The organism is Fructilactobacillus sp. Tb1, from assembly GCF_050500285.1.
GTDB lineage: Bacteria > Bacillota > Bacilli > Lactobacillales > Lactobacillaceae > Fructilactobacillus.
This window is the reverse complement of record NZ_CP191377.1, coordinates 1,609,042-1,621,136: the sequence shown is the minus strand read 5'-3', so window position 1 is coordinate 1,621,136 and position 12,095 is coordinate 1,609,042. Positions and strand designations below refer to the sequence as shown.

The window sequence follows — 12,095 nt, the reverse complement described above, 5'->3', positions numbered from 1 at the left end:
TGAAATGCCAGAATTACCAGAAGTTGAAACAGTAAGACAAGGACTAATTAAATTAGTTAAGGGGGCTACGATTAAATCAGTCGAAGTGCTCTATCCTAAAATGATTAACATGCCAGCGGATGAATTTGAAAAAATTCTTGCTGGTAAAAAAATTATGGATATTGATCGTCGTGGTAAATATCTTTTATTCCGTTTAAGTGATGACTATACTTTAATGTCACATTTACGAATGGAAGGAAAGTATGAAGTTCAACCTGAAGGAACTGAAAGACCTAAGCATACACTGGTTGTATTTCATTTAACTGATGGACGAGAACTACGTTATAAAGATACCCGGATGTTTGGTAAGATGGCATTAGTTAAGACTGAAGACGTTTATACCAAACTTTCAGGTTTAAGCAAAATTGGACCAGAACCTACCGAACAAGACTTGAAGTTTGACTATATGAAACAAATTTTCCATAAATCACACCGTAATATTAAGGGATTCTTGTTAGATCAATCAAAAATTGCTGGGTTAGGTAATATTTATTGTGATGAAGTTCTTTGGATGTCGAAAATTAATCCAGAACAAAAAACTAATGAATTAAGTGATGCAGAAATCGAAAGATTACGAAAAAACATCATTAAAGAAATTGCGGCTGCCATTAAAGGCCATGGAACAACTGTCCATTCTTATTCAAATGCCTATGGTGAAGCTGGTTCATTCCAAAATCAATTGCATGCCTATGGACGTAAGGGTGAACCCTGTGAAAGATGTGGCACACCAATGGAAAAAATTAAAGTAGCTCAAAGAGGGACAACTTTTTGCCCTAAATGTCAAAAACTACATGGTGATTTAAGTGACTAAAGTAATTGGATTAACTGGCGGAATTGCATCTGGAAAATCAACAGTTGGTAATATCTTACGCGAAGAAAAATATACTGTGATTGACTTAGATCAAACCGTTCACAGTTTAGAAACTGAAAATGAAGAAGTGATTAATCGCATTGCGTCATTATTTGGACCTGATGTTATTTCTGATGGAAAAGTAAATCGAAGCAAATTAGCTGCGATTGTATTTAATGACAAAAAAGCGATGAAAGAATTAATTAAAATTTTAAATCCGTTTTTGATTAATGAAATTCATAAACAATTAACTGATGACCTTGTAATCGTTGAAGCACCAACATTATTTGAAAATGGATTACAGGTGTACGTTGATGAAATTGTAATGGTAACTTGTGATCCGGTTGTTCAAATGCAAAGATTGCAAAAACGTGATGATTTATCAATTAGTAAAGCAAATAAATTAATTTCCAGCCAATGGCCCCAAGTAATTAAGCGTGAATTATCTGATTTAGTGATTGATTCCTCAAATGGAATAGTTGATTTAAAGAAACAGGTCAAGGAAATAATTAATAATTTGAGGTGATAAAATGAAATGTCCCAAATGTCAGCATACCTCTTCTAAAGTATTAGAAAGTCGACCAATTCAAGTTGGAAATGAAATTAGAAGACGTCGTGAATGTAATAATTGCGGTCATCGTTTTACTACTTTTGAAAGAATTGAAGCAGCACCCTTATTAGTAGTTAAGAAAAATGGTAATCGTGAAGAGTTTAGTTCAGAAAAGGTCTTACGCGGAATTATTAGATCTTGTGAAAAACGTCCCGTATCACTGGAACAAATGAATCGAATCGTTAGCGAGACCAAATTAAAATTAGAAAATGCGGATGATGGAAGTCATGAAGTATCTAGTGATTTAATTGGTCAAGGAGTAATGTCTGGACTAAAAGAAATTGATGAAATTGCATATATTCGCTTTGCTAGTGTATATCGTCAATTTAAAGATATGAATGAATTTTACTGTAAAATGAAAGAATTGATGGATGATGATTCATCAAATAATGAAAAATAAATGAATAATAATCAAATAGTTAATCCTAAAACTGAATATCAGGTTTATCGTAATGGTGAATTAAATGCTACTGATTTCCAAATCCTCACTAAATTGTATTTGCCAATTATTGGCGCTAATGCATTTTCTTTGGTGAGTTCTTTTTGGAATGATAATCAAAAGACGAATGAACATTTTGCTTTAATGAATAGCATTGGTATTGATGGTGGGGAACTTTATCAAGCTCGTTTAAAACTTGAAGGAGTTGGACTCCTTAAAACTTATGTAAATGATGATGGTAAAAATACGTATTTATTAGCAAAGCCATTATCAGCGAAGCAATTTTTTGCAAGTGGATTAATTAGTGAAGTTTTGTTAGAAATGATTGGGGAATCAAAATACCTTGAACTATCACATGAATTATTACCAAATGATTATGATTTTTCTTTAGTAACAGATACCACCCACGATTTTTTACAAGTCTATTCCATTAATCAACAAAACATTACTAATCAACCAGAAGTGATTAAGCAGGTGCAAAAAAGCATTCCAACTGAAGAAAGTCAGCTTACAAAACAACCAGATAATCTAGATTTTAAATTGATGCTTAATATTTTAAGTAACTCATTTGTCAATATTGATGATGTGAAAAAAAATCATGAATTGTTTACTTCGACAAAATTGCTTTATGGGATAGATGAAATGGCGATGACTAAGTTAATTGAACAAGCGACTAATTTAACGAATAATCATTTTGATGCCCAAAAATTTAAGATTTTAGTTTCCCGTAATAACCAACAAGAATTTAAAAATACTGAAATTCAATCTGATCCAGTGGCAGCTTCCAATTATCATTTTGATAATGAAGAACAACAACTGCTTCAAACGGCCAAAAATTATGCACCAATCGTATTTTTGAATGCTTTAAAATCAGAAAAAAATGGTTATGCGACCAGTTCTGAAGAACGCATTATTTCTCAACTAGTGGAAAAAATGGTTTTAAAAAATGATGTAATTAATATGTTGATTTATTTATTGTTAGTTGATCGTAATTATCCCACTTTGAATAAAAACTTAGTTGATACGATTGCTAATGATTGGTCCCAACATCACATTCAAACTGCAGAAGCAGCCCTTGAACAAATTAAAACGCGTGATAGTAAAATTAGTGCTGAAAAAGCGGAACGACGGCAAAAATCGAACCAACGGGCCAAACTTAACGTGCGTGAAACTTTACCTGATTGGGCTAAAGATACGCAGCCTAAATCTCAGGCAAAGAAAAATGACAGTTATGGAAATGATTTGATTGCAGAAAAGCTCAAAAAATTCAATCAAAAGGAACGAGGTGAAAATTAATGGAAAATGTTGGCGATAAGTTTAAATCAATTATGGCAACTAGAAATTATGCGGATAACTACCGTAAATTAATGGATCAAGTTTTTGCTGATCCAGAGGTTAAACTGTTTATTGATGAACATCGAAATGAGTTAACTGATGATTCAATTAAAAAGTCTTCATCTAGTTTGTATGAATATGTCAGTAAGCGGGATGCCATGAAAAAAGGAACGGATGCTTATGCAAAAGGTTATGAACCCAAATTAGTAATTAATAATCATGCAATTGAGGTTTCCTACCAACCAACAGAAGCTTATTTAGAACAAGCCAAAGCAAAACAAATTAGGGGTAACATCCAGGATTTAGGAATGTCTAAAGCACTGCAAAATGCTAACTTGGATGATTATTATTACGAAAATAGTCCAGAACGTAAAAATGCCCTAGTTAATGCACTTGATTTTATTGAAGCGTACGAAACTAATCCAAATGAATACCATAAGGGTTTCTATATTTATGGAAGTTTTGGAGTGGGTAAATCATATTTACTTAGTGCAATTGCACACCGGTTAGCTAAAGACAATGTTAAGACGACCTTTTTACACTTTCCTTCGTTTGCAATGGATATGAAGGGCTTAATTAGTTCAAAAACGGATTCAGTTACTAATCGAGTTGATCAAGTTAAGAAAGTCCCTGTTTTAATGATTGATGATATTGGGGCTGATTCAATGTCAGCTTGGATCCGGGATGATATTTTAGGAGTAATTTTGGAATATCGGATGCAAAACCAACTTTCAACTTTCTTTAGTTCTAATTTTTCAATGGATCAATTAGAAAAAGAACACTTAGCTGTGACTGCTAAAGGAGATTTTGAACCATTGAAGGCTAAACGTTTAATGGAACGAATTAAATTTTTAGCTACACCAATTGAAGTGAATGGTAAGAATTTACGAAATGATTAGGCCTCATTCTTGACATTTGTCTCTTGTATGAGTACAGTAATAACAAGGATATGAATTAGCAATGAATTCCCAGAGAGAATAACATTTTCTGAAAGTTATTTGTTGGATTTGCTAGTTTACCACCTTAACTAAAATAAAAAATTAATAAAGTGGTTACTAATGAGATGTTCAAGTAATTGAACGAATTTGGGTGGAACCGCGTCTAACGACGTCCCTGGTATTTAAGATACCTGGGGCTTTTTTTATAGGAGGAAATATTATGTCAAAATTATCTTTTGAATTCCCTGATGGAAACAAAAAAGAATTTGATGCAGGCGTATCAGTTGAAGATATTGCTAAATCAATTTCAGTTAGTTTAGCTAAGAAAGCCGTTGCTGGTAAAGTAGATGGTGAATTAGTTGATGTTTTAGCACCCTTACAAAAGGGTGGTAAGATTGAAATTATCACTTCTGGTTCAGAAGAAGGATTACAAGTTCTTCGTCAAAGTGCTGCTCAATTACTTGAAACAGTTGCTAAAAAACAATTCCATGGAATTAAGATTGGTGAAATTTCTGCCGATGAAGATGGATTCTACGTTGATACTGATAAAGCAGAACGTCAAGTTAGTGCTGATGAATTATCAGATTTAGCTGATCAAATGAAACGTGTTATTAAAACTGATGCTACTGTAAAACGTGTTTACTTAAGCAAAGATGAAGCTCTTAAAGAAGTAGACGGTGACCCTTACCAAGCTAAGATTATTGCTGGTATGGATTCAGATAACATTTTATTCTATGACATCGCCGGTGTTCGTACATTAGCACAAGGAGTTGTTGCTCCAAGTCTTAAGAACCTTAAACACTTCAAATTATTATCAGTTGCTGGTGCATACTGGGAAGGTAAATCATCAAACCCAATGCTTCAACGTATTTATGGAACTGCATTCTACAAAGAAGCAGAACTTGAAGCAGATTTAAAGGCCCGTCAAGAAGCTAGGGAACGTGACCACCGTGTAATTGGTAACAACCTTGATTTATTCTTCGTTGATCCTAAAGTCGGTGCTGGTCTTCCTTACTGGATGCCAAATGGTGCAACAATTCGTCGTACGATTGAACGTTACATTACTGATAAAGAATTAGCTAATGGCTATCAACACGTATATACTCCAGTGCTAGCTAACCTTGATTTATACAAACAATCAGGTCACTGGGATCACTATCGTGAAGACATGTTTCCACCAATGGAAATGGACGATGATGAAATGCTTGAATTGCGTCCAATGAACTGTCCTTCACATATTCAAATCTACAAACACCACATTCGTTCATACCGTGAGTTACCACTTCGAATTGCTGAATTAGGAATGATGCACCGTTACGAAAAATCAGGTGCTTTGAGTGGTTTACAACGTGTACGTGAAATGACACTTAATGATGGTCACACATTCGTTGCGCCTGACCAAATTCAAGACGAATTCAAAAACATTCTTCGTTTAATGATGGATGTTTACCATGATTTCGATATCGATAACTACACATTTAGACTTAGTTACCGTGATCCTAAGAATACTGAAAAGTACTTTGATGATGACGAAATGTGGAACAAAGCTCAATCAATGCTTAAAGGTGCCATGGATGATCTTGGTTTAGATTACGTTGAAGCTGAAGGTGAAGCTGCTTTCTACGGTCCAAAACTTGATGTTCAAACTAAGACTGCTTTAGGTAACGAAGAAACATTATCTACTATCCAACTTGACTTCATGTTGCCAGAACGTTTTGACTTACACTACGTAGGTGAAGATGGTAAGGAACATCGTCCAGTTATGATTCACCGTGGTATCGTTTCAACTATGGAAAGATTTACTGCGTACCTAATTGAAATGTACAAGGGTGCATTCCCAACTTGGTTAGCTCCTAAGCAAGTTGAAATCATTCCTGTTAGTGATGAAAAATATGGAGATTACGCACGTAAGTTAAACGAAAAACTTTCTGCAATTAAGATTCGTTCACACGTTGATGATCGTAGTGAAAAGATGGGTTATTTGATTCGTGATGCTCAAACTCACAAAGTTCCATACACTATTGTTGTTGGTGAAAACGAAGTTAAAAATAATACTGTTTCTGTCCGTAAGTACGGTGAAGAAAATAGTCGTGACATGTCAATTGATCAATTTGTCATGGAAATCTTGAAAGATATCTCAAGTTATTCAAGAGATGCAAGTAAAGAAAAAGAATCTGTTGACAAAGTTAAATAGAGTTGATATGATTAAATAGTTAAAAGCAGAGGCTTCCCGCTTCTCGCCTAAGTAATCTTAATTGCTGGGCAATTCGAATGAAAGACCTATTTCGATAGGTGTAGCGGGTACCCATTGTGGGTATCCGCTATTTTTCTGCTTTAAAATTACTTGGAGGTGAACCACTATAGCAAAGAGAGATCAAATGGTTAACGATGGAATTCGTGCCCACGAAATGATGATTATCGATGATAATGGTAACAAGCTTGGCCTAAAAACGAAGCAAGAAGCATTGAAGATTGCAGAAGATGCAAATCTTGATTTAGTTCTTGTTGCTCCTAACGCAAAACCAGCAGTTGCTAAAATTCTTGATTACGGGAAATATCGTTTCAATCAACAAAAAAAGGAACGTGAAGCTCGTAAGAAACAAAAGATTGTTAGTGTTAAGGAAATTAGACTAAGTCCTACTATTGATACTAATGACTTCAACACTAAGTTAAAGAATGCTCAAAAGTTCTTAACTAAAGGTGAAAAGGTCAGAGTATCCATCAGATTTAAGGGACGTGCCATTACCCATAAGGAAATCGGTCGTACTGTTCTTAACAAAATGGCTGATGCACTTTCTGATATTGCTACTGTTACCCAACGAGCAAAAATGGATGGCCGTAGTATGTTCTTAATGCTTGCACCAAGTACTAATAAGAAGAATTAAATTTCTTTAATTAAAGAGGAGGAATATTGTTATGCCAAAGATGAAATCAAACCGTTCAGTTGCAAAGAGATTCAAAAAGACTGCTAAAGGTGGACTTAAGAGTGCCCACGCTTTCACTAGTCACCGTTTCCACGGTAAGACTAAGAAACAACGTAGACATTTACGTGGTACACATATGATCAGTAGTATCTGGAACAAAACTTACAGCGAACTATTAAAAAAATAATTTAATCATAGGGGGATTTTAATATGCCACGAGTAAAAGGTGGAACAGCCACACGTAACCGTCGTAAACGTATTCTTAAATTAGCTAAGGGATACCGCGGTGCTAAACATCGTCTTTTCAAAACTGCTAAAGACCAAGTAATGAAGTCACGTACTTACGCTTTCCGTGATCGTCGTAACAACAAAGGTAACTTCAGAAAAATTTGGATCACTAGAATCAATGCAGCTGCTAGAATTAATGACATTAGTTACAGCAAGCTTATGCATGGTTTGAAATTAGCTAACATCGACATGAACCGTAAAATGTTAGCTGACTTAGCTGTTAACGATGCTGAAGCATTTGCAGCTTTAGTAGAACAAGCTAAAAAAGCTCTTTAATTAAAACATTAAAAACTTCCATCAAATTTCTTGGTGGAAGTTTTTTTCTTCAATAACTCCCAATTTAAAGCTTAAATGATTTAAAATGAAGTAAGCAATTATATATAATAGGAAGAAGGGTTGTTATGTTAGATGCTTTTAAACCAACATGGATGGTTGAAAGTTTATATCACATTTCACCAGAAAGACTTAAGAAAAATGGAATTGATACGATTTTAACCGATCTAGATAATACATTAATTCCTTGGAATAATTCAATTGGAACTGCTCAGATTGTTGAATGGATTACCTTTATGAAAGAAAATGGAATTAGTGTTATCGTAGTTTCTAACAACAATCCTAAACGAGTTAGCATTGCAGTTGAGGATTTGAACATTCCATTTGTTGCACATGCATTAAAACCACTTAACCGTGGAATTAAACAAACATTGAAACGTTTTAATTTAAAACCTAGCCAAGTAGTAATGGTTGGTGATCAATTAATGACTGATGTTTGGGCAGCTAATAACTGTCATGTAAAGAGCATTTGGGTTAAACCATTAGTAAAAACTGATATGCTACCAACTCGAGTGAATCGTTTTCTTGAGTCATTAGTATTTAAGATGCTTAAAAAGAAATATCCGGATATGAATTGGAAAGAAGACATTGATTAATGGTAGAAAATAACGATATTAAACAAATTTTAGACGAAAAACTTTATTGTATTGGTTGTGGAGCTTTAATCCAAGATACTGATAAAGAAAAAGTTGGATATACACCAAAGTCTGCAATCGAAAAGGGACTTGAATCTGGGGAATTATATTGTCAACGTTGTTTTAGACTTCGTCATTACAATGAAATCCAACCAGTGAATGTTTCAGATGATGAATTTCTTCGATTACTAGGTAAAATTGGCGATACTGATTCATTAGTGGTTTATGTGGTTGATATTTTTGATGTTAATGGAAGCATCATTCCAGGGATTCAACGTTTTGTTGGAAATAACCCGATTATGTTGGTAGGAAACAAAGTTGATTTGCTTCCATCATCATTTAAAGAATCTAAAGTAAAAGACTGGCTTCGCCAAATGGTTAACAAAGCTGGAATTAAACCAATTGATATTGAATTAGTTTCTGCAAAAACTAATCGTTCTGTTGATGATTTGCTTAAAGCAATTCAAGAACATCAAAAAGATCGTGATGTTTATGTGGTTGGAGTTACTAACGTTGGAAAATCAACTTTAATTAATCAAATTATTCATCAAGTTTCAGGACAAGAACAAGTTATTACAACTTCTAAATTTCCTGGAACTACTTTAGATATGATTAAAATTCCGTTAGATGATGGTCATGATTTGATTGATACCCCAGGGGTTATCCATGATAGCCAAATGGCTCATTATTTATCACCCAAAGATTTAAAATATGTATCCCCACAAAAACGAATTAAACCAAAAGTTTATCAATTACATGATGGTCAGACTTTATTCTTAGGTGCAATTGGTCGTTTTGATTACGTTAAGGGACCAAAAGCTGGATTTACCGTCTACGTTGATAATAACTTAATGATTCATCGGACTAAGACAGAAAATGCTGACGAATTCTTCGAAAAACACGCTGGTGAATTATTAAATCCACCAATGGGGAAAGAAAACGTTGTGCCACTTCAACGGCATGAATTTAAAGTTCAAGATACTTGTGACTTAGTTATCGAAGGTTTAGGCTGGATTACTGTTCCAAAAGGTTCAGTAGTTGCTGGATGGGCACCAAAAGGTGTTTCTGTTTTAATTAGAAAAGCAATGTTTTAAGGAGAAATTATGAAATTAACAGGGAAACAAAAAAGATTTTTACGTGCGAACGCAAACCGTTTACGTCCTATTTTTTCAGTAGGTAAAAATGGTTTAAATGAAGTTTGGCTTAGAGAAGTTAGCCAAGCAGTCGATAATCGTGAATTAGTTAAAATCAGCATTCAACAAAGTGCTGATGTTGATACTGACGATGTGAAGAATTTCATTGAGAGTAATAGTGATATCAATGTTGTACAAACAATTGGTAATACTGTGTTATTGTTTGATGAATCATCAAACCCTAAACATCGTGACATTTCAACTGGCGTTTTCAGTTTATAGGAAATAGTAACTATGGGACGAAAAAAAATTGGTATTTTAGGTGGAACGTTTAATCCAATTCACTTAGGCCACCTAGTAATGGCAGAACAGGCTTTATCACAGTTACACCTTGATAAGGTACTATTTATGCCAGATTATCTTCCACCACATGTTGATCATAAAGATGCGATTGATGCAGCTGATCGAGTCAACATGATCAAACTAGCAATTGCGGATAACTCCAAATTTGAGTTAACGACAATTGAAGTTGATCGGGGTGGTAAAAGCTATTCTTTTGATACATTGACGCAATTAACCCATAATCATTCAGAAATAGATTATTACTTTATTATTGGCGGTGATATGGTTGCTTATTTACCAAAATGGTATCGTATCAATGAATTATTAAAATTGGTAACTTTTGTGGGAGTTAAACGGGTTGGTACTAGTATGGAAACGGAATATCCAGTTCGGTGGATTGATTCCCCATACATTGAAATTTCTTCTACTTTTGTAAGAAATTCCGTTAAGCGCCACCAAAATTTAAAATATCTAGTTCCAGACCAAGTATTAAATTATATTAAGGAGCATCATCTATATGAATGAATTTAAATATAATTACACCAAGTATGCAAAAATGAATCGTGATGAGATTCTTACGGAAATGCAAAAACATCTTAATGACGAAAGATTTCAACACTGTTTACGAGTTGAACAAACTGCCATTGAGTTAGCCAAGGAAAATGATGTGGATCCAGAAATTGCGGGTTTAGCTGGCTTAGTTCATGATTATGCTAAACAACGTCCCAACGAAGACTTTATCAAAGTGATTGTTGATCATCATCTTGATCCAGATTTATTAAATTATGGGAAAGCCATTTGGCATGGTTACGTTGGTTATCTTTTGATTCAAGCTGAATTAGGCATTAACGATGCCCGAATCTTGAATGCCGTTAAATATCATACAATTGGTGCACCAGATATGGATAAATACGCACAAATCACATATATGGCTGATTTTATTGAACCAGCTCGTGATTTTGAAGGAGTCCAAGAAGCCCGTGATATTACGCATGAGAATTTGTGGCAAGGGGTTATTTACCAAAATGAAAACACAATGAAATTTTTGATTGGCAAAAATAAAGCAATTTATCCAGCCGCTATTGTGGCTTACAATGCGATTGTTGCAGGACTTAAATAGGAGAAAACATGGATAACCAAAAAGTATTAGAAACTGTTGTTAAAGCAGCTGACGAACGTCGTGCAAACGATATCGTTGTATTAAATATTGAAGAATTGAGTGTTATGGGTCGTTACTTTGTCTTAATGGATGCAAGTTTAGAACGTCAAGTTAAAGCGATTGCTAACAATATTGAAGATCATCTTGAAGAAGATGGTGTTAAAATTCTTCATTTTGAAGGAAAAGATAAATCTAACTGGATTCTTATGGATTTAGGTGACGTAATTGTTCATATCTTTAAAACTGAAACTCGTGAATTCTATAACCTTGAAAAACTTTGGGCTGATGCCAAACCAGTTGATGTTTCAGCATGGATTACTGAGGATTAAAGATGATTTATACTGAGTTTGCCACTTTTTATGATCAATTATTTGATAATGATTTATATGATAAATGGATTGACTTTGTAAGCAATAATATTAAGAAAACTGATGAAATATTAGATCTAGCTTGTGGGACAGGGCGTTTACTAGTTCTAATGAAACAAGCTGGATATAATGCGATTGGTGCTGATTTATCCGATGATATGCTAGCGATTGCTAATGAACATCTGAATGAAGCTGGCTTTGGGGATACTCCTTTATTAAATGAAAACATGCTTGATTTGAGTGAATTAGGTAAGTTTGACGTCATTACTTGTTTTGACGATTCAATTTGTTACTTAGGTGATATTGAAGAAGTTCAAACCATGTTTAATGAAGTTGATCAACATCTTAATGATGAAGGAACTTTTTTGTTTGATGTGATTACACCTTATCAAACCGATGTGAAGTATCCTGGATACATGTATAATTTCCATGATGAAGATCATGCATTTATGTGGACTACTTACATTGGAGAATTTCCGCATTCAGTAGAACATGACTTGACCTTTTTCAGTTACAATACTGAAATTGAAGGTTATGATGAATATTCAGAAACTCATTTTGAACGGACTTATCCAGTAGAAGAATATCAAGCAGTTCTAACTAAGGCTGGCTTTAAGGATGTTAAAGTGACTGCTGACTTTGGAAACAAAGAAATTGATGATACGACCACGAGATGGTTTTTTGCTTGTAAGAAGGGCTAAT

At 34.2% G+C, this 12,095-nt stretch carries 16 protein-coding genes and 1 other annotated feature; all 16 genes read left to right on the top strand.

The window, feature by feature from the left end; translation table 11 throughout:
• Positions 1-4: 4 nt before the first annotated feature.
• The gene (gene mutM, locus ACQW5G_RS08380; RefSeq protein ID WP_429971007.1) at positions 5-850 is read left to right on the top strand and encodes a DNA-formamidopyrimidine glycosylase; all 846 of its coding nucleotides are present in this window, start codon (positions 5-7) and stop codon (positions 848-850) included.
• Positions 843-1,415, top strand: coding sequence for a dephospho-CoA kinase (coaE, locus tag ACQW5G_RS08375; protein WP_429971006.1), 573 nt, complete (start codon positions 843-845; stop codon positions 1,413-1,415). Before mutM ends, coaE begins: the two co-directional genes overlap by 8 nt.
• Before the next feature lie 4 nt (positions 1,416-1,419).
• Positions 1,420-1,899 carry a transcriptional regulator NrdR gene (gene nrdR / locus ACQW5G_RS08370; RefSeq protein WP_429971005.1) on the top strand — a complete coding sequence of 160 codons (480 nt, stop codon included), beginning with the start codon at positions 1,420-1,422 and terminating at the stop codon, positions 1,897-1,899.
• Entirely contained in the window at positions 1,900-3,234 is a 1,335-nt protein-coding gene (locus ACQW5G_RS08365) for a DnaD domain protein (protein ID WP_429971004.1), read from the top strand.
• On the top strand, positions 3,234-4,172 hold the full coding sequence (gene dnaI, locus ACQW5G_RS08360; protein ID WP_429971003.1) for a primosomal protein DnaI: 939 nt from the start codon (positions 3,234-3,236) through the stop codon (positions 4,170-4,172). The genes ACQW5G_RS08365 and dnaI overlap by 1 nt, the downstream gene beginning before the upstream one ends.
• A 259-nt stretch (positions 4,173-4,431) precedes the next feature.
• Positions 4,432-6,405, top strand: a complete 1,974-nt coding sequence (gene thrS, locus ACQW5G_RS08355) for a threonine--tRNA ligase (RefSeq protein ID WP_429971002.1) — start codon at positions 4,432-4,434, stop codon at positions 6,403-6,405.
• 17 nt (positions 6,406-6,422) lie between these two features.
• Positions 6,423-6,547 (top strand) — a sequence feature (ribosomal protein L20 leader region).
• Positions 6,548-6,589: 42 nt separating this feature from the next.
• Positions 6,590-7,096 carry a translation initiation factor IF-3 gene (gene infC / locus ACQW5G_RS08350; RefSeq protein WP_429971001.1) on the top strand — a complete coding sequence of 169 codons (507 nt, stop codon included), beginning with the start codon at positions 6,590-6,592 and terminating at the stop codon, positions 7,094-7,096.
• Between the two features lie 31 nt (positions 7,097-7,127).
• A complete protein-coding gene (gene rpmI, locus ACQW5G_RS08345; protein ID WP_429971000.1) occupies positions 7,128-7,322 on the top strand; it encodes a 50S ribosomal protein L35 in 195 nt (64 codons plus the stop codon).
• Between the two features lie 23 nt (positions 7,323-7,345).
• Positions 7,346-7,699: a 50S ribosomal protein L20 gene (rplT, locus tag ACQW5G_RS08340; protein ID WP_429970999.1), complete on the top strand. Its 354-nt coding sequence runs from the start codon at positions 7,346-7,348 to the stop codon at positions 7,697-7,699.
• Between the two features lie 125 nt (positions 7,700-7,824).
• Entirely contained in the window at positions 7,825-8,352 is a 528-nt protein-coding gene (locus tag ACQW5G_RS08335) for a YqeG family HAD IIIA-type phosphatase (RefSeq protein WP_429970998.1), read from the top strand.
• Positions 8,352-9,485 (top strand): ribosome biogenesis GTPase YqeH, encoded by a 1,134-nt coding sequence (gene yqeH / locus ACQW5G_RS08330; protein ID WP_429970997.1) that lies wholly within the window; start codon positions 8,352-8,354, stop codon positions 9,483-9,485. Before ACQW5G_RS08335 ends, yqeH begins: the two co-directional genes overlap by 1 nt.
• A 9-nt stretch (positions 9,486-9,494) precedes the next feature.
• Complete coding sequence (gene yhbY, locus ACQW5G_RS08325; protein WP_429970996.1) at positions 9,495-9,806, top strand: ribosome assembly RNA-binding protein YhbY; 312 nt, start codon at positions 9,495-9,497, stop codon at positions 9,804-9,806.
• Positions 9,807-9,818: 12 nt separating this feature from the next.
• The gene (locus ACQW5G_RS08320) at positions 9,819-10,391 is read left to right on the top strand and encodes a nicotinate-nucleotide adenylyltransferase (RefSeq protein ID WP_429970995.1); all 573 of its coding nucleotides are present in this window, start codon (positions 9,819-9,821) and stop codon (positions 10,389-10,391) included.
• Positions 10,384-10,986: a bis(5'-nucleosyl)-tetraphosphatase (symmetrical) YqeK gene (yqeK, locus tag ACQW5G_RS08315; protein ID WP_429970994.1), complete on the top strand. Its 603-nt coding sequence runs from the start codon at positions 10,384-10,386 to the stop codon at positions 10,984-10,986. Before ACQW5G_RS08320 ends, yqeK begins: the two co-directional genes overlap by 8 nt.
• A gap of 8 nt (positions 10,987-10,994) precedes the next feature.
• Complete coding sequence (rsfS, locus tag ACQW5G_RS08310; protein WP_429970993.1) at positions 10,995-11,354, top strand: ribosome silencing factor; 360 nt, start codon at positions 10,995-10,997, stop codon at positions 11,352-11,354.
• 2 nt (positions 11,355-11,356) lie between these two features.
• Complete coding sequence (locus tag ACQW5G_RS08305) at positions 11,357-12,094, top strand: class I SAM-dependent DNA methyltransferase (protein ID WP_429970992.1); 738 nt, start codon at positions 11,357-11,359, stop codon at positions 12,092-12,094.
• The last annotated feature ends 1 nt before the right edge of the window (position 12,095 follow it).

Bases quoted from the DNA above. Each gene is read 5' to 3' on its own strand.
- mutM (WP_429971007.1), top strand. From the start codon at position 5: ATGCCAGAATTACCAGAAGTTGAAACAGTAAGACAAGGACTAATTAAA.
- nrdR (WP_429971005.1), top strand. From the start codon at position 1,420: ATGAAATGTCCCAAATGTCAGCATACCTCTTCTAAAGTATTAGAAAGT.
- ACQW5G_RS08365 (WP_429971004.1), top strand. From the start codon at position 1,900: ATGAATAATAATCAAATAGTTAATCCTAAAACTGAATATCAGGTTTAT.
- dnaI (WP_429971003.1), top strand. From the start codon at position 3,234: ATGGAAAATGTTGGCGATAAGTTTAAATCAATTATGGCAACTAGAAAT.
- thrS (WP_429971002.1), top strand. From the start codon at position 4,432: ATGTCAAAATTATCTTTTGAATTCCCTGATGGAAACAAAAAAGAATTT.
- infC (WP_429971001.1), top strand. From the start codon at position 6,590: ATGGTTAACGATGGAATTCGTGCCCACGAAATGATGATTATCGATGAT.
- rpmI (WP_429971000.1), top strand. From the start codon at position 7,128: ATGCCAAAGATGAAATCAAACCGTTCAGTTGCAAAGAGATTCAAAAAG.
- rplT (WP_429970999.1), top strand. From the start codon at position 7,346: ATGCCACGAGTAAAAGGTGGAACAGCCACACGTAACCGTCGTAAACGT.
- ACQW5G_RS08335 (WP_429970998.1), top strand. From the start codon at position 7,825: ATGTTAGATGCTTTTAAACCAACATGGATGGTTGAAAGTTTATATCAC.
- yqeH (WP_429970997.1), top strand. From the start codon at position 8,352: ATGGTAGAAAATAACGATATTAAACAAATTTTAGACGAAAAACTTTAT.
- yhbY (WP_429970996.1), top strand. From the start codon at position 9,495: ATGAAATTAACAGGGAAACAAAAAAGATTTTTACGTGCGAACGCAAAC.
- ACQW5G_RS08320 (WP_429970995.1), top strand. From the start codon at position 9,819: ATGGGACGAAAAAAAATTGGTATTTTAGGTGGAACGTTTAATCCAATT.
- yqeK (WP_429970994.1), top strand. From the start codon at position 10,384: ATGAATGAATTTAAATATAATTACACCAAGTATGCAAAAATGAATCGT.
- rsfS (WP_429970993.1), top strand. From the start codon at position 10,995: ATGGATAACCAAAAAGTATTAGAAACTGTTGTTAAAGCAGCTGACGAA.
- ACQW5G_RS08305 (WP_429970992.1), top strand. From the start codon at position 11,357: ATGATTTATACTGAGTTTGCCACTTTTTATGATCAATTATTTGATAAT.